The organism is Marinactinospora rubrisoli (assembly GCF_042664915.1).
Taxonomy (GTDB): domain Bacteria; phylum Actinomycetota; class Actinomycetes; order Streptosporangiales; family Streptosporangiaceae; genus Marinitenerispora; species Marinitenerispora rubrisoli.
Window position 1 is genome coordinate 349,174 of sequence record NZ_JBHTBH010000005.1, and the last position, 18,693, is coordinate 367,866.

The following is an 18,693-nucleotide window of genomic DNA, read 5'->3' on the forward strand; positions in this document are numbered from 1 at the left end:
CGCCTCCGGACGTTCCGCCACCGCGAGGCGGCCGGGCGGTCCGGTGTCACCCCGTCGACGGTCGCTGGGGGCTGCGAGCGGACCGGGACCACGTTCGCGTTACCCATCGTCGCCATGCGGACGAGGGGAGTCCCGGGATGCCGGGGTTCGGGCCGAACGCCCGGCCGGTCTCCGCGCGAGACACCGGCCAAGCGCGCCACCGTGCCGTTCGCGGCATCTCGGACGGCGAAGTCCTGGTCGTTATCGTGTCCGGACGCGATCGCCCCGGTGGCGGCCGGTGCCGGAGCGGCCTCCGGCCAGGTGAGCCGGGTGGTGAGCGCACTTCTCTTCCGGATGTTCTCCTGACACAAGGCGGCCGGGCGGTCCGGTGTCACCCCGTCGACGGTCCTTCGGGACGGTGAGCGGACCGGGATCACGCTCGGATCCGTGGTTGTTGCCGTGCGCGCGATGGGAGTCCAGAGATGTCTGGGGTCGGGCGGAGCAGTCCTTCGCGCGAGGCGACCGTTCGGCGGGCCGGCATCGGGTGGTGTTCCGATGCCGGCCGCGTTTTCGTGTGCGGGCGCCCCTGTGTCGTTGGGGCCGTCGCGGACGGAGAAACCCTGGTCGTTTTGGTGTCCGGCCCGCGACGGAATCCGTCAAGGGCAGTGACAGAGCGGCCTTCGGCCAGGTGAAGACGGGGTGGCGATCGCCATTCTTCTCGGGTGTTCCGGTGCGAGACGGCGGGACGGTCTGCCGTGACCCTAATGGCGGTGGCTCGGGCTGTGAGCAGAGCGGGACCACGTTCGCATTACCGGTTTTGCCGTGCGGGCGACGGGAGTCCGGGGACGTCCGGTCAGCGGCCGGACATCTGGCCGCTCTCCGCGCGACGCGGGCCGCGTTTTCGTGGGCGGCGCCGATGCGTCGTTGGAGCCGCTGCGGACTGAGAAGACCTGGTCGTTGTCGTGCCCGGCTTTCGGGGAATCCGTCAGGGGCGGTGCCGGAGTGGCCTCCGGCCAGGTGGGCCGGGTGGTGAGCGCGCTTCCCCGCTGGGTGTTCTCCAGTGCGAGGCGGCCGGACGGTCCGGCGTCACCCTCACGACGACGGACCGGGTGATGTTCGCCTGGTCAGCGCCGTCCGCGGCGACGCAGGTCCGAGGACGCGCGGAGCGTGGCCGGGCGTTCGGCCACGGTCGAGGCGAGGCGCCTTGCAGGAGGGCGGCCGGTGCTGGAACGGCTTTCGGCGCGGCGAACCGGGCGAACACCGCTCATCCTCAGCACGCGGCCGTCCGGTGGCCGGACGTCGACCCACTTCCCGGAGCGTCGCTGCCGGCGCGACCGCCGCGGTAAATCGCTTGCCAGCGGTCGGATCGCCCGCTGTACTCGATCGACGGACCGGTTGACCCGAGGAGGACCGATGCGGCGCACGTTCATGTCCGGCCACCTGACTCCGACCCACCGCGTGAAGGACATGCGACGTGCCCGTTCCCTCCATCGTTCGCTCCCGGAGCGCCGACTCCGGTAGCCGCCTGGTCCGCTCCCTCCTGCCCGGCCCCGGCCTCACCGCCCTGCTGGCCGTGGCCATCACCGCCGCCACCCTGCTGCCGCTCGCGGCGCCCCAGCTCACCCGCCGGTTCGTCGACGGCGCGCTGGCCGGCGCCGGGACCGGATCTCTCACGCTGATCGCTCTCGGCTACCTCGCCCTCGCCGTCGCCGGGCAGGCGGCCCGGCTGGCGACCGCCGGGCTCGCGTCCCGCGCCGCCTGGGACGGGGCCAACCGGCTGCGGCATGGCCTGGCCGAACACGTTCTCGGCCTGGACCCGGCCTTCCACGCGCGGCACACCCCCGGCGAGCTGATCGAGCGCGCCGACGGCGACGTGACCGCCATCGCCGACTTCGTCGTGGCGTTCCTGCTGGACGTCGTGGCGGGACTGCTGCTGCTGTGCGGCGTGATCGTCGTCGTGTCCGCCGTCGACCCGCGCGTGGGCGCGGTGCTGCTGGTCTACTGCGCGCTCGTCGGCGCCGGCATGGTCGTCGCGCAGCGGCTCGCCGTCCCGTCGGCCGCGCGCAGCCGGGCGGCCCATGCCGCGTTGTCCGGTTTCGTCGAGGAACGGCTGGCAGGGGCCGAGGACCTGCGCGCCAACGGTGCCGGCGAGCACACCCTCCGCCGCTTCCACCAGGTCAGCGCCGCTGAGTGGCGCACCGGGCGGCACGCCAGCGCCGTTGGCAGCTCCGTCCTGGCCGGCACCGGTGTGGCGTTCGCGGCCGGTACCGCACTGATGACGGCCCTGTCGGGCACGCTGAGCGTCGGCACCGCGGTCCTGCTGTTCCAGTACACGCTCATGGTCCGCACCCCGTTCGAACGGCTCATCGACCAGCTGCGCCACTACCAGGCCGCCCTCGCCGGAGTGGCCCGCGTCCGCGGGCTGCTGGCCGAACGCCGCACGCTCACCGTCCCCGCCGCCGCCCGCGAACTGCCCGCGGCCGGGCCGCTCGGCCTGGAACTCGCCGACGTCGACTTCGGCTATGACGACCGGCCCGTGCTGCACGGCATCACCTTCTCCCTCGCGCCGGGCGAGACGCTCGGCCTGGTCGGCCGCACCGGCAGCGGCAAGACCACCATCGCCCGCCTGATAGCGCGGCTGTACGATCCGGCGTCGGGCACGGTCCGCGTCGGCGGGCAGGACCTGCGTCAGGTCGCCTCCGCGTCGCTGCGCGGCCGGGTCGCCGTGGTCGGCCAGGACGTGCGGCTGTTCGACGCGAGCCTCCGCGACAACCTCACCCTGTTCCGCGCGGCTCCCGGCGACGACCGGCTGCGGGAGGTGCTGGTCGAGGTCGGGCTCGACCGACGGGACCTGGACGCCCCGCTCGGTCCGGTCTCCGCCGGTGAGGCGCAGCTCCTGGCGTTCGCCCGCGCGCTGCTCGCCGACCCCGGGCTGGTGGTGCTCGACGAGATCTCCAGCCGGCTCGATCCGGCCACCGAGCGCCGCGTCCGCCGCAGTACGGCCCGGTTGCTGGCCGGCCGGACCGGCGTGATCGTCGCGCACCGGCTGGCGACGCTGGAGCGGGTGGACAGGATCGCGGTCGTCGCTGACGGCCGGATCGTCGAGTACGGCCGGCGGCGGGACCTCCTCGCCGACCCCGGCAGCCGCTTCGCGCGGATGTCCGCGGCGGTGCGCCGGTGAGCCGCCTGGCGGCGGTGACCGCCACCCTGGTCCGCTTCGACCTGCGCCGCTACCTCGTCGGCGGGCTGCTGTGGATGCCGTACAGCGCCCTGCCGCTGGCAGGCGGACTGCTCCTGCAGCGGATGTTCGACGACCTCTCCGCCGGCCACGTCCCGCTGGCGCTGTGCCTGGCGTTCGTAGGTGTCGAAGTCGTCCGTGGCGCGACCACCGTGATCGCCTGGGTCTACGGCGATTACTGGTGGAGCGCGGCGGCGGCCCTGCTGCGGGCCAACGTGCTCCGGTCGGTCCTGACCGGCCGGGGACGGGTACCGCACTCACCCGGCGAAGGGCTGGCCCGGCTGCGCGACGACGCCGCCGGCCTCGTGGAGTTCGTCGACGAGTCCGTCCCGCTGGCCGGCGCCGTGCTGTTCAGCGCCGCCGCGCTCGCGGTGATGGCGTCCATCCACCCGGCCGCGACGCTGGCCCTCCTGATCCCCGTCATCGCCGCCGGAGCGATCAGCCGGCTGCTGCACCGGCTGATCGCCCGGCTGCACCGGCAGGCGGCCCGGCTGGGCGCGGCCGTGACCGGCCACCTCGGTGAGATCCTCACCGGCGTGGTCGCGATCCGCACCGCCGGAGCCGAGGGCGCGGCCCTGGACCGGCTGCGCGGACTCAACCGGCGGCGCCGCGACGCGGCCGTGCGGGACCGGCTCGCGACCGGCCTCCTGGACACCGCCACCGGCGCCAGCGTGGACGTCGGCATCGGCCTGGTCCTGCTGGTCGCCGCACCGGCCATGCGCGAGGGGACGTTCACCGTCGGCGACCTCGCGCTGTTCACCGTCTACCTGGGCTGGCTCACCGCGCTGCCCCGCACCGTCGGGAGCGTCCTCGCCCGCCTGCCGCAGGCCGAGGTCTCCGCCGGGCGGCTCGCCCGGATGATGGGCCCGGACGAGGGCGACCTGGCCCGCGACTCCGGCGTCTGGTTCCACCGGGACCGTCCCGTGCCGCTTCCGGCCGCCCATTCCGACCCCCTGCGGGAACTGCGGGCACGCGGGCTCGCCACCCGGCACGGCCTGCACGGGGTCGACCTGGAGATCCGGCGCGGGACGCTCACCGTGGTGACCGGCGCCGTGGGCTCGGGCAAGACGACGCTGCTGCGCGCCCTGCTCGGACTGGAGCCGCTGACGGCCGGCGCCATCCATTGGAACGGCGCGCCGGTCGCCGACCCCGGCGGGACCCTGGTGCCCCGGCGGGCCGCCTACGTCGGGCAGGTGCCCCGGCTGTTCTCGGCGACCCTGCGCGAGAACCTGCTGCTCGGCTGGCCCGCCGCCGGGATCGGGCGTGCGGTGGAACTGGCGGCGTTCGAGCGCGATCTGGCCGCACTGCCCGACGGGCTCGACACCCCCGTCGGCCCCGGGGGTGTGCGGCTGTCCGGCGGCCAGATCCAGCGGGTGACCGTCGCCCGGGCCCTGCTCCGCTCGCCCGATCTGCTCGTCGTGGACGACCTGTCCTCGGCGCTGGACGCGGAGACCGAGCAGCGGCTGTGGGACCGGGTGATCGGCACGGCCACCCTGCTGGTCGCCTCCCACCGCCCGGCCGTCTTGGCGCGGGCGGACCAGGTCGTCGTTCTGGACCGTGGCCGGGTGGCCGGCCGTGGATCGCTTGCGGAGCTGCTGGAGACCTGTCCGGAGATGCGGCGGCTGTGGTCGGCCGCGTCCTTGCAATCGAGCCGGCCGCCAAAGGCCGATGGCCGTGGCGGCCCCGGCGAGATCACCGCCAGGTGACGCCCGGTGGCGGTGGCGGCGCGTCCTGGCGTGACGTCCCCGAACGGCACGGCCCCTGGCAGACCTGTTACGAGCGGTACGGACGCTGGGACGAGAACGGCATCTGGACCGATCCGCTGGCAGCGATCCAGGTCAGGGAGGACGCGATCGGCAACGTCGAGTGGATACTCGGCTGATTCCTCGATCGCCCGCGCTCACCGGCACGCGGCCGGCGCGCGCGGAAGGAGCGGGAACTCGGCGGGACGAGGGCACGGAGCGACCACCGAGTCCGGCTAATTGCGGGCGGGTCCGGTGCCGCCCTCCCGGTTGGGGTGGCGGGGGCGGCCGGGCCGGTGCGGTTCAGTCGATCCGGTGCGCCGCCGTGGGCGTGGCGGGCCGGTGCGGGGCGATCGCTCCCGGACGTGGCGGCGGGACGAGCGACCGCCTGGAGAGCAGATCCTCCAGGGCGAGCAGGACGTCGCGGGTGGTGATCCGCAGCAGCCCCGGATCCGGCCGCGAGCCCCACGGGTCGCCTCGGCTCTCCGCCCACAGGCAGACATGGCGCAGCCCGTCGACGCGCGGCCCCCAGCGCGCGGGAGAGACCGGGCCGAACAACCGCACCGACGGCGTCGCGTAGGCGGTCGCCAGGTGACCCACGCCGGTGTCGCCGCACACGACGACGGACGCCTCCGCCACCAGGGCGGCGAGGCGGGTCAGCGTGGTGTGGCCGGCCGCCACCGCGTCCCGGGGCAGGCCGGCGACCCTCGCCACCCGGGTGGCCAGCGCGCGCTCCGCCGGGGAACCGGTCACCACCACCTGGTAGCCGCGCCCGGCGAGCCACCGGGCGACCTCGGCGAAGCGCAGTTCGGGCCAGCGGCGGGCCGGGAACGCGGCACCCGGGTGGACCACCGCCGCGCCGGGGCGGCGGCTGGGTTCGGGCGGTGCGGCCAGCCGCAGGTCGGCCGGGTCGGGCTGCAGGCCGTACTCGCGAACGAGGCGGCACCACACGTCGACCTCGTGCTCGCCCGGGATCCACCGCGGCCCGGTAACGTCGGGGACGTCGGGGTGAGCGTAGGTCCACAGCTCGCGTGGCCGCAGAGCGCGCAGCGCGAGGACGCTCTGCGGGCCGCGGCCGTGCAGATTGACGGCGAGCTCCGGCGGCGGCCCCGGCCACTCGGGCGTGCGCGGCCCCTCGGTCGGTGCCACGTGCGGCGGCAGACCCGCCAGGGCCAGAAGTTCGGCGTGCCGGGCGGGCGCCGCGAGCCGGAAACCGTTCCCCGGGCGCGCCCGGTGCAGTGCGCGCAGCGCCGGCACGGCCGTCAGGAAGTCGCCCAGCCCCAGGGCGCGCAGCACCAGCACCGTGGGAGCCTCGCGGTCGGCCGGCGAGCCGTCCGTTCGCGGGGCCGGCGGCCGGGCCGCCTTGCCCGTCGTCGATCGTCGCATGGCGCTTCCGCTACCTTGCCGGGCCGGTTTCAAACCGCGTTCCGGCGCAGGTCACACGGGTGTGCCGGTGCCGCGCGCCGCCGGACGGCCCTGCTACGGGCTCCGGCACGCCGCGGATGCCACCGCGGCGGACACGTCGCGACCGGGGCGGACGGCCGCCCGTCCGCCCCGGTTCGCCTGTCCGGTGTGCCGTGCCGCCCGGGACGGCTCAGCCTCGGGATTCCCCGGTGGCCTTGGCCACCGCCTTGCTGACCTCGTCCGGGCCGCCGTAGCGCTGGTCCGGAATGCGGTTGAGCGCGTCGAGGATCTCCTTGTCGGCTTTATTGGACTCCGCGCGCTCCGCCAGCTGCTCTCTCGTCGCCGGATAGTTGACCCCGGACAACGCCTTCTGCACCCGGATGAACTCCGCCTGGGCCATCGCCGTCACCTTCGCTTCCTGTGTCCTGGGACGCGGTCACGCGTCCGTCCACCGCGACGCCTCACTTGTTGGGGCGCGCACCGCTGATGTCGGCGAGGGCGGAGTGCGGGTCCCGCTGGCGCGCGAGGTCGCCGATCGAGACGATGCCCACCACACGGTCGTTCTCCACGACGGGAAGCCGGCGCACGTGCTTGTCGCGCATCAGCCGGACCGCCTCCTCCTGCTCGGCGTCCGGGCCGATGGTGGCGAGTTCCGAACTGCACGCGTCGGCGACCCGCTCGTGCGCCAGATCCTTGCCGGCTGCCACGCAGCGGACCACGATGTCGCGGTCGGTCACCATTCCCTTGATCCGGTCGCCGTCCGTGATGATCACGTCGCCGATGTCGCGGTCCCGCATGACCTTCGCCGCGTCGCTCAGCGACGCCTGCGGCGGGATCGTCGCCAGGTCAGAGCTCATGATGTCGCGGACCTTGTTCGCCATGTCGGCTTCTCCCTCCACGCTCCGCCAATGGGCCCGCCGGCGCCGTTGCCGGCGGCCCGGCCGGTGATCCTCGCGGCCCTCTACCGCGTGCACCGGCCGCGAAACCCGGCGAGTCCCGCGAAACGCTGAATGTCCGGCACTCCGGAAATGCGGGCGCGGAACGTTAGCGCGGTCCCCGCCCGGGTAGCGGGGCGCCCGGTGCGCGCACAGCCGTGGAGCGGGCACCCGCACGACAGGAGAGGGGGTGGCCGGCCATGCCGCTGTCGCGTTACGACCACGACCGGCTCCGGGAGATCGAGGCCAGGCTCACGGCCGAGGACCCCGAGCTGGCCGACCGGCTGGCCCGGGGCGGGGCCGACCTGTGGGAGCCGGAGACCGAGCCCGTCTCCCGCTGGCCGCTCGTGCTGGTGTGCGCGGCCATCGCCCTGGCCAGCGTCCTGCTCGTGCTGGCCACCTCGCTCGGCGCGCGACCGGCCGAAACACCGGGCACCGCACCGGATCCCGCGCCGCACACCACGACCGCGCCGGAACGGTCCCCCATCCCGGAACCCAAGACGGTGCGCACCGTTCCGCCGCTCGGCAAACCCGTGCCCCGTGAGAGCACGGGCCCGCGCGACCCCGGCGCTCAAGAGAGTGGGGCGGCATGACGGAGGCGGGCCGAACGGCCGGCGGCACCGAGACGAGCGCCCGCCCCGAGACCGGCCTCGGCCGGATCATCGTCTCGTGGATCACCAGCACCGACCACAAGGTGATCGGCTACCTGTACATCATCACGGCGTTCGGCTTCTTCCTGTTCGCCGGCGTCCTGGCGATGCTCATCCGCGCCGAACTGCTCTACCCCGGCCTGCAGGTGCTGAACAACGAGCAGTACAACCAGATGTTCACGCTGCACGGCACCATCATGCTGCTGCTGTTCGCCACCCCGCTGTTCGTGGGGTTCGCCAACGTCATCGTGCCGCTGCAGATCGGCGCGCCCGACGTCGCGTTCCCCCGGCTGAACATGTTCGGCTACTGGCTGTTCCTGTTCGGCGGGCTGATGGTCGCCGGCAGCTTCCTGACCGCCGGCGGAGCCGCCAGCTTCGGCTGGTTCGCCTACGCGCCGCTCAACGACGCCGTCCGCTCGCCCGGCGCCGGTGGCAACCTCTGGGTACTCGGCCTCATGGTGTCCGGCCTGGGCACCATCCTCGCCAACGTCAACTTCGCCACTACGGTGTTCGCCATGCGCGCACCCGGCATGACGCCGTTCCGCATGCCGATCTTCACCTGGAACGTGGTGTTCACCACCGTCCTGGTGCTGCTCGCCTTCCCGGTGCTCACCGGCGCCCTGGCCGCCCTCGGCGCGGACCGCCTCCTCGGCGCGCACGTCTACGACGCCGAGCACGGCGGCGCCATCCTCTGGCAGCACCTCTTCTGGTTCTTCGGCCACCCCGAGGTCTACATCATCGCGCTGCCGTTCTTCGGCATCATCACCGAGGTCATCCCGGTGTTCAGCCGCAAGCCGCTCTTCGGCTACAAGGGCATGGTGGCGGCCACGATCGCCATCACGGGGCTGTCGATGACGGTCTGGGCGCACCACATGTTCGCGACGAACGCCGTGCTGCTGCCGTTCTTCTCGTTCATGTCCTTCCTCATCGCGGTGCCCACCGGCATCAAGTTCTTCAACTGGGTCGGCACCATGTGGCGGGGGCAGCTGACCTTCCCCAGCCCCATGCTGTTCGCGATCGGATTCCTGGTCACCTTCCTGCTCGGCGGCCTGACCGGGGTGCTGCTGGCCTCCCCGCCGATCGACTTCCACGTCACCGACAGTTACTTCGTGGTGGCGCACTTCCACTACGTGGTGTTCGGCACCGTGGTGTTCGCGATGTTCGCGGGCTTCTACTTCTGGTGGCCGAAGTTCACCGGCCGCATGCTGCACGAAGGGCTCGGCAAGCTGCACTTCTGGCTGCTGTTCGCCAGCTTCCAGGGCACGTTCCTCGTCCAGCACTGGCTGGGCGCGATGGGGATGCCCCGGCGCTACGCCGACTACCTGCACAGCGACGGCTTCACCCCGCTGAACGTGGTGTCCAGCGTCTCGTCGTTCGTCCTGGGCGCCTCCACCCTCGTGTTCATGTACAACGTCTGGCACACCGCGCGGCGCGGCACGCCCGTGGAGGTGGACGACCCGTGGGGGTACGGCAACTCGCTGGAATGGGCCACCTCGTGCCCGCCGCCGCGGCACAACTTCCGCTCGCTGCCGCGCATCCGCACCGAACGCCCGACCTTCGACCGCGACCATCCGCACCGGCCGGAACACGGCCGCGCGCCGGCGTGACGCCGCCGTACCACCCGGCCATCCGCCACCGTCACACGGCACCAACCTGGTGAACGGAGAGCACCATGACGCAGACCGTCGCAGAGCACCTCGTCCAGCGGCTTCGCCACTGGGGGGTGCGCCGCGTCTACGGCTACCCCGGCGACGGCATCAACGGCATCATCGCCGCGCTGGGCCGCCCGGGGGAGACCCTGGAGTTCATCCAGAGCCGGCACGAGGAGATGGCGGCGTTCGAAGCCGTCGGCCAGGCCAAGTTCGGCGAGGCGCCCGGCGTCTGCCTGGCCACCAGCGGGCCGGGGGCCGTCCACCTGTTGAACGGCCTCTACGACGCCAAGCTGGACCGCGTACCGGTGGTCGCCATCGTCGGGCAGACGGCCCGGTCGGCGATCGGCGGCGCCTACCAGCAGGAGATCGACCTGCACACGCTCATGCAGGACGTCGCCGGAGGCTACGCCTGGACCGTCATGGTGCCCGAACAGCTCCCCAACGTGCTCGACCGCGCGATGCGCACGGCCGTGGCCGACCGGCGGCCGACCGTCGTCATCGTGCCGTCGGACCTGCAGGAGGAGGACTACCAGCCGCCCGCCCACGCGTTCAAGAACGTGCCGTCCAGCCGCCCCGGGCTGGCCGCGCCGACGGTCACCCCGGCGGCCGAGGAGGTCCAGCGGGCCGCGGACGTCATCAACGCCGGGGACCGCGTCGCCATCCTCGTCGGCCAGGGGGCGCGCAACGCGCGCGCGGAGGTGCGCGAACTCGCCGAGATCACCCGCGGCGGGGTGGCCAAGGCGCTGCTGGGCAAAGACGTATTCGACGACGATCCCGGGTACGTCACGGGGGCGATCGGGCTGCTCGGCACCCGGCCCTCGTGGGAGATGATGCGCGACTGCGACACGCTGGTGATCGTCGGCTCCAACCTGCCCTACTCCCAGTTCCTGCCCGAGTTCGGCAAGCGCGCCGTGCAGATCGACATCGACCCGCGGGTCATCGGGATGCGCTACCCGACCGAGGTCAACCTGATCGGGGACGCCGCCTGCTCACTGCGCATGCTGCTGCCGCTCCTCGCCCGGCGCACGCGCGACCGGGCCCGGCGCCGGTGGCGCGAGAGCATCGAGCGCAACGTGCGGCGCTGGTGGGACACGATGGATCGGCAGGCCGCCATGGACGCCGACCCGGTGAACCCCATGCGGATCTGCAGCGAGCTGGCGTCGCAGGTGCCGTCGAACGCGATGATCACCTCCGACTCCGGCTCCGCGGCCAACTGGTACGCCAGATTCATCCGGATGCGAGGGGAGATGCGCGGCTCGCTCTCCGGCACGCTCGCCACGATGGGCTGCGGGGTGCCCTACGCCATCGGCGCCAAGTTCGCCCACCCGGACCGGCCCGCGGTCGCACTGGTGGGAGACGGCGCCATGCAGATGAACGGGCTCGCGGAGCTCATCACCATCGCGCGCTACTACCCGCGTTGGGAGGACCCGCGGCTGGTCGTCTGCGTGCTGCACAACAACGACCTCAACCAGGTGACGTGGGAGGAACGGGCCATGACCGGCGTCCCCAAGACGCCGTTCTCCCAGGACCTGCCCGACGTCGGGTACGCGGCGTTCGCCACCGCCATCGGGCTCACCGGGATCGAGATCGATGACCCCGAGCGGCTCGCGCCCGCCTGGACCCGGGCGCTGAACGCCGACCGCCCGGTCGTGCTCGACGTCCACTGCGACCCGGACATCCCCCCGATCCCGCCGCACGCCGAGTTCGACCAGATCAAGGACACCGCCAAGGCGCTGGCCCTCGGCGACCCCGACCGCGTGGGGGTCGCGACCAAGGGCGCCCGCACGAAACTGCGCGAGCTCATCCCGCTGCGCCGCTGACCGGCTCCGGCCCGCGCGCCCCGGGGGCTGTGTCCGGCGGCCGGCCGCGGAGTCGCCCGACCTGGCCGCCCCCGCGTGGGCCCGTCCGGCGGAAGCGGTCTTGCGGCCCGCCGCGGTCCGGTTGACCGACCGTCGTGGTGAGACGCGGTGGACGCGTCCGGTGGTGGCGGGCCCGTGGCCGCCGGGGGCGGCGCGCCCGCACCACCCGGTGGCGGACGCCCGCGCACCCGGCCGGAGGTGCTGCGGGGCGGCGAGCGGGCTCCGGGCAGGCCCGCGGCCACCTGCGGCGGTCGGCCACGGGCGCAAGGGCAGCCCAGGACGGCCACCGCGCTTCGACGGTGAACCGGACAGACCGCACCGGCGCCGCGGCCTCATCGACCGGTGTTCCGCCCGGCTCAAGCGGTTCCGCGATCGCGACCCGCTTCCGCGAGCTCGCCGGCCGTACCGGTCCGGGCGTGCCGCGGGCCGGTCCGGCTCGCTGGCCCCGCGAATCGCCAGGCCCATTCCGGACAAAGTGCGCGAGGTGGCCGGGCGGGTTCCTGGACCCTCCCGACCGCGCCCCCGTGCCGTGCGTGCACGAGACCTCGCGGATCCGGTGCCGGACCGCTCCCGGCCGGTGCCGCCGACGACGCCCGGGGTACCCGAGCGGGCCGCCCGCGACCACGTACCGGCGCACACCACCGCCGGGTCCGCCGCCCTGGACACGGCCGGTGGCCGGTGGCACGGTGATCGGCCCCGTGCGCCGCCGCCACCGGGCCGATGAGGTCAGGAAGTTCCGGAACACGCTCGGCCGCGAGGTACTCGCGGATCTGGAAGCGCACCTGGTCCGGCCTCCCGGGCCACCGGCGACCTCCCCGCCGCGCTCCGTCTCCGTGGGGCGCGATCAGCAGCGCCCGAGGGGCGGGACCGGGCCCGGACGCGCTGAGGATGGCATCTCGATCACCGAATGGCCCTTGGCCGAGGTCCGCGGTCCGGCCAGGCCGTCAACGCCGATCCGCCGACACGCCGACGGCGCGCTGCCGGGCTCGGCGCCGAAAGACCGCCGGCGCCGTGCTCCTGCCGGATACCCCGACGGACGGCAGATCCCGCCGCCGCGCCGCCAAGGCGACCCGGCCGGGCACCGGCTCGCCCGCTCCGCGCGGCGCACCCGGCCCCGGCGGACGTCCCGTCTCCGTGCCCGGGCACTCGGCCGGCGCTTCCCGGCCGAACCCGGCCGAGCGGTGGTTCGCCGAACTCACGAGGACGCGGTCGCCGTGGGGCCGCACACATCGGTTCAGGCGCCGGACCTCCGTTCCTGGATCCAGGCGTGGAACGAGGAGCCCCGTCCGTTCGGGTGGCACCCGACGGCCGAAGGGGACCCCGGCCCCCTCGTTCCTGGTGCCGCCGGATCGAAGACTCAGGACACTAGCGGCCGAGGACGCGCAGTACCTCGGTCACGACCGGCCCGCCGCCCTCCAGCGGCCGGGCGAGTCCGGCGAGCCGCTCTCGGGCGTCGGGCGACCGGCACCACCGCCACAGCTCGTCCAATCGGCTCGCGCGTGGCGGTTCTCCGGAACGCGCCGCGATGGCCACCGGCCAGTCCCAGACCCGGGCCTGGGCGCCGACCTTCGCCCCGCCCGCGACCGGGTCGACGGCAAGGGCCGGGACCCCGTTGCGGAGCGCGAACACCAGGCCGTGCAGCCGGGTCGTCACCACCATGTCCAGCCGCCGCACCAGCGCCTCGAACTGCGGCACCGTCGCGCAGTGCCGCCAGTCCGCCCGGTCCAGCCGGGTGTCCAGCGGCACGCGCGCGCAGTCCCGCGCGGTGAGCCAGGCGGCGATCCGCCGATGGACAACCCCGTGACCGGACCGGCCCCCGTACTCCGGCTGTTCCGGCGCCGCCGCGACGCCGACCACGGGAGGCGTGGCATCGCGTGGCGCCCCGTACGCCAGGTCCGGCCGGGCGGGCGCTCCCGGCCGGTCGCGCGCGATGACCCGGTGGAACCCGCGGACCGCCGGATCGTCCGGATCCACGATCGACACCCCGGCGGCGATCCGCCGGCAGCGCGCGTAGCGCCTGTGCAGCGTGCGCACCTGAGGGCCGTGGGCGGGACCGCACACGAACAGCAGGTGGCTGTACCGTTCGGGGGCCGCGTCCTCCAGCCGGAGGCCGTCCGGCCGGAAGGCCGGGCTCCACGCGATGTCGCAGGCGACACCGGCCCCGTGCAGGGCCGTCTCGACGGCCGCCGCGCTCCCCACGTCCCCGGCGGTCGCCTCGCCGTGCAGGAAGGAGAACCACCCGGTGATGAGCACCCGCATGGCGGTGCGACTACCCGTCGCCGGCCGGGGGCACACTCGCGGCGCGGACCGGGCGCGCGGGTCGGCACCGCTTCGAGAAGGCCCCGACCCGGGCGAATTCGAGGGGTCGATGCACCACCGCTGCTGGTTGCCGTGCGCTGCTAGAAGCTCAGCGAGGCGCTCGGCCGGGGTATCCCGGCCGAGCGCCTTTCGCGGCCGTGCGTTGAGCTCGGCGGCCACCGCCTCCAAGTCCTCGCGGGTCGGCTTCCTCGGGCCTTGGGGCTCCCCGCGGTCCCGGATCTCGAAGTCGTCCATCCCACCCCTTCAAGAGGGGTGCTGCAACGACCACGAGAACCCGGGGACCGTGGGCCGGGGCCCGCGGATCCGGGTGCCGCCGGTCCCGCACGGCGGCCGGCCGCACCCGCGCTCGGCATCGCGGTCACTGGGGCGGGACGCGACGTCGTTCGTCCCCGCGCTCGGGCGCTCCGTCCCCGCCGGCGTTCCGGCAACGCGCCGTAGGCGTCCCCGGGGCCGCCGTCCTCCCGGCGTCGCGGCCGTCCCGCCGGAGCGGGGCAGCAGCACGGGCGGTCGAGCGGACCGACCCCGTGCGCCGGGACCGTGCCACCCCGGCAGGGCGACCACCGCCGCGCTCAGCGTCTCCGGCCACCTTCCCAGCAGGCCGTGCGCCATTACGACCGGCCGGCCCGCCCCCGACGGTGACCGCGTTCGCGCTCACCGTGGCGGTGGCGGTGGCCCTGGCGCGCCAGGGGCGGCTCACCACTGCGGGACCGGACGGGGGAGCGGGCGCGGGCCGGAAGGCGGCGGCGTTTCCCGCGCCCGTGCGGAAGGGCCACGGCCGCGAGGGACGCCGACGGCCGGCGCCGCGCGGGCCGAGACGGCCCCCGGATCAGCGCGGCACCGGTCGGCCCTCCCGGTCGACCCGGGCGAACGGCCCGCGCGCCGCCGCCCGCCCGGTGAGCGGGCCGTAAGCGGCGGGACGCCGGAAGGCGTCGCCCCACGCCTCGCGGCGCCGGTGCTCGCGCAGGGCGTCCAGGTCGAAGACCGCCGGAAACACGCCGGGAGCCTCGCCCGCCTCCACCACGAGCATGTCCCGTGAACGCCCGTCGGCGTAGGCGATGCCATCGAAGGCGGCCGAGTGGCCCCATCCGGCCCCCGCGTAGTTGGCCATGGCCACGCCCATCATGTTCTCCGCCGCGCGGGACCTGAACTGGGCGAGCCGGTTGGCGTCCAAGTCGCAGGCGTTCGGGGTGAGGACGATCTCCGCGCCCTCCAGCATGAGGGTGCGGGCGCTCTCGGGGAACTCACGGTCGTAGCAGATCATCGCCCCCACCATCACCTCGCCGACGGCGGTGTCCAGGGCCGCGACCTCGAAGCGGTCGCCCGGGGTGAGCGCCGCCTCCGGCAGGCCGAACGCGCAGGTGTGCACCTTGGCGTAGGTGAGCGCGATACGGCCGTGCCGGTCGATCACCGACACCGTGTTGCGCGGTGCGCCGGCCCAGCGTTCCAGGTACGTGAGGGCGATCGCCATGTCCAGCTCCGCGGCGAGCGCGCGAAACCGGGAGACGAACGGGGAGTCGGGGCCGACCGGTTCGCCGGCCCACACGGGACCGGCCGCCGGCCATGTGGCCGCGTCGTCGCGGCCGGGGGCGTCCCAGACGTCGGGATGCCGGTAGAGATCCACCTCGACGGCCTGCTCCGGCAGGACCGTGCGGTAGCCATTGCTCCACATCTCCGGGAACAGCGCGATATCGGCGCCGAAAAGCCGGGCCCGGCGGCAGGCGGCCACACCGGCGGCGAGGCCGGCATCGAGATCCGGGCCGGGAGCGGCGAGCTGGAGAAGGGCGACGGTCAAGGTGCGCATGCTGGGGCTCCTTCGTTACCTCATGGGCGTCGTTACGGGATGACGGCGGCACGAAGAAGACGGGCGGGCCCCGGGCGGGGGAGGCGGGTCAGCGCATGCCGCCACCGTACCGCGTGACCCTCCGCGGTCGCGCGCCGAGCCGGGGCAGGGTGCCGCCTGCGGCGCGTCCGCGTGGCGGGGTGGTGGCCGGGTGCGGAAGCAACCCCTCCGGGACCAATCCCACCCGCTCCGGACGGAAACCGTTCGCCGATAGCGAGGCGGCGCCACGGACGGCCCCCGCCCGTCTACAGTCGCCGGCATGGACATGGCCGAGCTCCTGCCGAACCTGTACTTGCTGCCCTTCCCGTTCGGGCACGTGTACTTCTACCGGGACGCTGACACGGTGACGGCGATCGACACCGGCGTGGCCGGCAGTGCGCCGGTGATCGCCGAAGCGCTGCGCCGTCTCGGCCTGCCGCCGGGCGCTGTGCGAAACGTGGTGCTGACGCACCACCACCAGGACCATGCCGGATCGGCGTCGGAGCTCGCCGCCTGGGGCGCGGACGTGCTGGCGCACCGCGACGACGCGCCGGTCGTGCGCGGGGAGCGGCTGGCGGCGCCGCCCGTCTTCACCGGTGCCCCGGCATGGGAGCGCGAGCTGTATGCCTCTCTGCCGTCCCTGCCGCCCGCCCCGCCGTGCCCGGTGCACCGGGAGCTGGCGGACGGCGACGTGATCGACTTCGGGGGCGGCGCCACCGTGGTCGGCGCTCCCGGGCACACGGACGGCAGCATCGCGATCCACCTCCCCGGCCCACGCGTGCTGTTCACTGGCGATGCGGTCGCCGCCAACGGAGACGAGGTCATCCTCGGCGTGTTCAACACCGACCGCGCCCGTGCGATCCGCTCGCTGCGCCGCCTGGCCGAGCTCGATGTGGACGTCGTGTGCTTCGGACACGGTGAGCCCGTGGTCGGCGGCGCGGCTGCCGCTCTGCGCGCGGCGGCGGAGCGGGTGGCCTGATGCCTTCCGCCGTCGTGCTGGGCACGGTCACGGTGTGCGGGTCCGCCGGCGGTGAGGTGGGCGCCTGAGTACTGGGCGCCAGCGGTCGGCGGCCCGGGGACCGGGCATCAGCGGGGGAGTGCCGGGCGAGTCCATCCGCCATCGCCGCCGTCAGTCCTTGAGGCGGTGGACCGTGACCGATTCCAGCACGACGTCCTCCACCGGGCGGTCGCTCGCGTCGGTCTCCACCGCCGAGATGTCCGCGACCACGTCGTTTCCGGCGTCGTCGGCGACCTGGCCGAAGATGGTGTGCTTGCCGTCCAGCCACGGCGTGGGCGCCGAGGTGATGAAGAACTGCGACCCGTTGGTGCCCGGTCCGGCGTTGGCCATCGCGAGACGGCCCGGCTCGTCGAACGTCAGCTCGGGGACGATCTCGTCGCCGAACGTGTACCCGGGACCGCCCGTCCCGGTGCCCTGTGGGTCGCCGCCCTGGATCATGAAGTCCGGGATGACACGGTGGAAGAGCGTCCCGTCGTAGAACTCGTCCTTGCCGGTGACGGGGTTGGCGACCCGGTCGCCCTCCGCGAGCAGCACGAAGTTGGCCACGGTCTCGGGTGCCTGCTCCGGGAACAGCGTCACCTCGATGTCGCCGGCGCTGGTGTGCAGCGTCGCTCCGGTGACGGTCGTGATCGCCGAGTCGCCGCCGTCCGGAGGCGTGCCGCCCTCAGGGGGCGCGGCCGTGGTGCCGGACTGGCAGGCGGTCGCCGCGAGGAGGACGGCGCCGAGTGCGCCGGCCGCGGCGGTCATGGCGAAACGGTTCATCGGGCTCTTCTCCGGCCGGAGGGATCTCGACCCCTCAGGTTAGCGCCGGAGGGCGGCGGCTCCCGCCGCTCCGCCCGGCCGCGTTCGGCCGGGCGGAGCGGCTGCGGAGCGGGAAGAGCCGTCCTAGTGTGCCGGCCCGGGCCGTCAGTCCTCCAGTAGGCCGGACGGGATCACGTCGCGCACGGCCTGCAGCACGTCCTCGGTGTCGCCGACGTGCCCGGTGTGCCCGGTGCGCTGGCGCACCTCGCGGCGGATCGCGTCGATGACCGCCGGAGCCTGCAGCGCCTCCGCCAGCGGGGCGCGCTCCAGCGCGACCCGCCACTCGCGCAGCTTCGCCAGCCGTTCGTGCTGGACCGCCGATCGGCTCAGGTGGAACAGCGCGTCGATGGTGGCCGTGCGGTTCTCCTCGTCGAGCAGGTCGACTTCGAGCACCCGCTCCACCACGGAGCCGTCGGTCAGGTGGTACACCTGCCAGACGCGGCCGTTGGTGAGCACCAGCCACTCGACGTCCTCGCCGGCCGCGACGGTCCGGACCTGGCGCAGATTGCGGGCGTCCAGGTCCTGGCCGCACCGCTTGACCTCGGTCAGGGCGAACAGCCGGTCGTCGATGCGGATTCCGTAATCGGCGGATTCGCCCTGCGTCCGGTATTCGGTCGTGAGGTGGTCGTATTTCTGGTAATCCAGACCCTCACTGAGGAAGTCCGTGACGAGCATTCGGGTGTCGCCCTCGTTCGCGTCCCGGTCGAGCAGGTCCTTGAGCGGCCCGGAGAAGCGCTCCACCGCCTGAGCCACGCGGTTCCGCGCCTCCGCCTCCCACTGCTGCGGGAGGTCGCCGGAGACCGGGAATTCCCCCGTCCTGGTCAGTACCTGGGTCGCGTCCACGTCCATGGGTGCTGTGCGTTCCGTTCCATACGAGGTCGACCCGCGGAATCCGCCGTGGAAAAGCGGGTCGAGGCGGCAGCATAAACGTCTGCATGCTATCTGGAAGAACGTCCCGAAAGGGAGCGGGCGCCGTGAATCGGCCAGTATTCGATGCGGGTGGGGTTATGATCCCTGGCTCCGGGTGATGCCGCGAGAGCACACCGTGACCAGATCCGGCCAGATCACCGAAACGGGCGGAGAGCCCCTGGCCAGATGCGGTTCCGTTGGCGGACGCGAACCGGGGCCGGCCCGCCCGTCCTTGTGGAGGCGGGGGCGAGGGGCGACTCTGGAACGCGGCAACAGGCAAGCCACGCCGCCGAATCCGAAGCCGGAGCCGGTCGTGCGACCTGGATAGCGCCACGGCCGCCGCTCCGCCCGTCCGATTCGGGCGGCGC

The 18,693-nt window shown here is 73.9% G+C and carries 14 protein-coding genes; 7 read left to right on the plus strand and 7 right to left on the minus strand.

The annotated features are described in order from the left end of the window. Window positions 1-1,453: 1,453 nt before the first annotated feature. Genes ACFQRF_RS12935 through ACFQRF_RS12945 form a run of 3 tightly spaced genes read left to right on the plus strand, consistent with a single transcriptional unit; the run spans window position 1,454 to window position 5,099 of the window. Window positions 1,454-3,160 carry an ABC transporter ATP-binding protein gene (locus tag ACFQRF_RS12935; RefSeq protein ID WP_379871298.1) on the plus strand — a complete coding sequence of 569 codons (1,707 nt, stop codon included), beginning with the start codon at window positions 1,454-1,456 and terminating at the stop codon, window positions 3,158-3,160. Continuing rightward, complete coding sequence (locus ACFQRF_RS12940; protein ID WP_379871299.1) at window positions 3,157-4,923, plus strand: ABC transporter ATP-binding protein; 1,767 nt, start codon at window positions 3,157-3,159, stop codon at window positions 4,921-4,923. The genes ACFQRF_RS12935 and ACFQRF_RS12940 overlap by 4 nt, the downstream gene beginning before the upstream one ends. Next, window positions 4,920-5,099 carry a transposase gene (locus tag ACFQRF_RS12945; RefSeq protein WP_379871300.1) on the plus strand — a complete coding sequence of 60 codons (180 nt, stop codon included), beginning with the start codon at window positions 4,920-4,922 and terminating at the stop codon, window positions 5,097-5,099. Before ACFQRF_RS12940 ends, ACFQRF_RS12945 begins: the two co-directional genes overlap by 4 nt. Before the next feature lie 163 nt (window positions 5,100-5,262). Here the strand turns inward: ACFQRF_RS12945 and ACFQRF_RS12950 are convergent, their stop codons facing one another. The 3 genes from ACFQRF_RS12950 to ACFQRF_RS12960 all read right to left on the minus strand — a co-directional run bounded on the left by ACFQRF_RS12950 (window position 5,263) and on the right by ACFQRF_RS12960 (window position 7,244). Then, the gene (locus ACFQRF_RS12950; protein ID WP_379871301.1) at window positions 5,263-6,345 is read right to left on the minus strand and encodes a glycosyltransferase family 9 protein; all 1,083 of its coding nucleotides are present in this window, start codon (window positions 6,343-6,345) and stop codon (window positions 5,263-5,265) included. A gap of 208 nt (window positions 6,346-6,553) precedes the next feature. After that, window positions 6,554-6,763, minus strand: coding sequence for a DUF2795 domain-containing protein (locus ACFQRF_RS12955; RefSeq protein ID WP_379871399.1), 210 nt, complete (start codon window positions 6,761-6,763; stop codon window positions 6,554-6,556). Between the two features lie 61 nt (window positions 6,764-6,824). Beyond that, entirely contained in the window at window positions 6,825-7,244 is a 420-nt protein-coding gene (locus ACFQRF_RS12960) for a CBS domain-containing protein (RefSeq protein WP_379871302.1), read from the minus strand. A gap of 254 nt (window positions 7,245-7,498) precedes the next feature. Here ACFQRF_RS12960 and ACFQRF_RS12965 point away from each other — a divergent pair, with 254 nt between their 5' ends. The 3 genes from ACFQRF_RS12965 to ACFQRF_RS12975 all read left to right on the plus strand — a co-directional run bounded on the left by ACFQRF_RS12965 (window position 7,499) and on the right by ACFQRF_RS12975 (window position 11,420). Then, window positions 7,499-7,891 (plus strand): DUF3040 domain-containing protein, encoded by a 393-nt coding sequence (locus tag ACFQRF_RS12965; RefSeq protein WP_379871303.1) that lies wholly within the window; start codon window positions 7,499-7,501, stop codon window positions 7,889-7,891. Next, complete coding sequence (gene ctaD / locus ACFQRF_RS12970; protein WP_379871304.1) at window positions 7,888-9,555, plus strand: aa3-type cytochrome oxidase subunit I; 1,668 nt, start codon at window positions 7,888-7,890, stop codon at window positions 9,553-9,555. The genes ACFQRF_RS12965 and ctaD overlap by 4 nt, the downstream gene beginning before the upstream one ends. 65 nt (window positions 9,556-9,620) lie before the next feature. Beyond that, the gene (locus ACFQRF_RS12975; protein ID WP_379871305.1) at window positions 9,621-11,420 is read left to right on the plus strand and encodes a thiamine pyrophosphate-requiring protein; all 1,800 of its coding nucleotides are present in this window, start codon (window positions 9,621-9,623) and stop codon (window positions 11,418-11,420) included. A 1,404-nt stretch (window positions 11,421-12,824) separates the two neighbouring features. Here the strand turns inward: ACFQRF_RS12975 and ACFQRF_RS12980 are convergent. Continuing rightward, window positions 12,825-13,718, minus strand: a complete 894-nt coding sequence (locus ACFQRF_RS12980) for a polysaccharide pyruvyl transferase family protein (RefSeq protein WP_379871306.1) — start codon at window positions 13,716-13,718, stop codon at window positions 12,825-12,827. 886 nt (window positions 13,719-14,604) lie between these two features. Beyond that, complete coding sequence (locus ACFQRF_RS12985; protein ID WP_379871307.1) at window positions 14,605-15,579, minus strand: carbon-nitrogen hydrolase family protein; 975 nt, start codon at window positions 15,577-15,579, stop codon at window positions 14,605-14,607. Between the two features lie 298 nt (window positions 15,580-15,877). On the opposite strand from ACFQRF_RS12985, the gene ACFQRF_RS12990 reads away from it, so the two are divergent. After that, complete coding sequence (locus ACFQRF_RS12990; protein ID WP_379871308.1) at window positions 15,878-16,576, plus strand: MBL fold metallo-hydrolase; 699 nt, start codon at window positions 15,878-15,880, stop codon at window positions 16,574-16,576. Window positions 16,577-16,726: 150 nt separating this feature from the next. Here the strand turns inward: ACFQRF_RS12990 and ACFQRF_RS12995 are convergent, their stop codons facing one another. Both ACFQRF_RS12995 and ACFQRF_RS13000 read right to left on the minus strand, forming a co-directional pair. Beyond that, the gene (locus tag ACFQRF_RS12995) at window positions 16,727-17,377 is read right to left on the minus strand and encodes a peptidylprolyl isomerase (RefSeq protein WP_379871309.1); all 651 of its coding nucleotides are present in this window, start codon (window positions 17,375-17,377) and stop codon (window positions 16,727-16,729) included. Between the two features lie 144 nt (window positions 17,378-17,521). Continuing rightward, window positions 17,522-18,265 (minus strand): hypothetical protein, encoded by a 744-nt coding sequence (locus ACFQRF_RS13000; protein WP_379871310.1) that lies wholly within the window; start codon window positions 18,263-18,265, stop codon window positions 17,522-17,524. Window positions 18,266-18,693 lie beyond the last annotated feature (428 nt).

What these genes read in the sequence shown, in the direction of transcription:
- ACFQRF_RS12950 (WP_379871301.1), bottom strand. Translation starts at nt 6,345, where the DNA reads ATGCGACGATCGACGACGGGCAAGGCGGCCCGGCCGCCGGCCCCGCGA.
- ACFQRF_RS12955 (WP_379871399.1), bottom strand. Translation starts at nt 6,763, where the DNA reads ATGGCCCAGGCGGAGTTCATCCGGGTGCAGAAGGCGTTGTCCGGGGTC.
- ACFQRF_RS12960 (WP_379871302.1), bottom strand. Translation starts at nt 7,244, where the DNA reads ATGGCGAACAAGGTCCGCGACATCATGAGCTCTGACCTGGCGACGATC.
- ACFQRF_RS12965 (WP_379871303.1), top strand. Translation starts at nt 7,499, where the DNA reads ATGCCGCTGTCGCGTTACGACCACGACCGGCTCCGGGAGATCGAGGCC.
- ctaD (WP_379871304.1), top strand. Translation starts at nt 7,888, where the DNA reads ATGACGGAGGCGGGCCGAACGGCCGGCGGCACCGAGACGAGCGCCCGC.
- ACFQRF_RS12975 (WP_379871305.1), top strand. Translation starts at nt 9,621, where the DNA reads ATGACGCAGACCGTCGCAGAGCACCTCGTCCAGCGGCTTCGCCACTGG.
- ACFQRF_RS12980 (WP_379871306.1), bottom strand. Translation starts at nt 13,718, where the DNA reads ATGCGGGTGCTCATCACCGGGTGGTTCTCCTTCCTGCACGGCGAGGCG.
- ACFQRF_RS12985 (WP_379871307.1), bottom strand. Translation starts at nt 15,579, where the DNA reads ATGCGCACCTTGACCGTCGCCCTTCTCCAGCTCGCCGCTCCCGGCCCG.
- ACFQRF_RS12990 (WP_379871308.1), top strand. Translation starts at nt 15,878, where the DNA reads ATGGACATGGCCGAGCTCCTGCCGAACCTGTACTTGCTGCCCTTCCCG.
- ACFQRF_RS12995 (WP_379871309.1), bottom strand. Translation starts at nt 17,377, where the DNA reads ATGAACCGTTTCGCCATGACCGCCGCGGCCGGCGCACTCGGCGCCGTC.
- ACFQRF_RS13000 (WP_379871310.1), bottom strand. Translation starts at nt 18,265, where the DNA reads ATGGACGTGGACGCGACCCAGGTACTGACCAGGACGGGGGAATTCCCG.